The following is a 280-nucleotide window of genomic DNA, read 5'->3' on the forward strand; positions in this document are numbered from 1 at the left end:
TGGGTGGATGCATGCTGCCGGCAGCTGTCTCCGCTGGAAGAGGCGCTTCATGGCGATGTCATGACTGACGGCAAACTCCATGCCGATGATACCCCGGTCCAGGTACTGATGCCGGGTAATAAGAAGACGAAGACCGGGCGGTTGTGGGCGTATGTTCGTGATGACCGCAATGCCGGGTCAGCGTTGGCACCTGCAGTGTGGTTCGCTTACAGCCCGGACAGAAAAGGCATCCATCCGCAGACTCATCTTGCTTGCTTCAGCGGTGTGCTGCAAGCGGATG

1 protein-coding gene is annotated in these 280 nt (G+C 58.6%); it reads left to right on the top strand.

Annotated features, from left to right (window positions below; genetic code table 11):
• The coding region (locus LZP73_RS21095) for an IS66 family transposase (protein WP_234236960.1) at nt 1-280 on the top strand (280 nt) is incomplete at both ends.

This window comes from Shewanella sp. AS16 (assembly GCF_021412365.1).
GTDB lineage: Bacteria > Pseudomonadota > Gammaproteobacteria > Enterobacterales > Shewanellaceae > Shewanella > Shewanella salipaludis.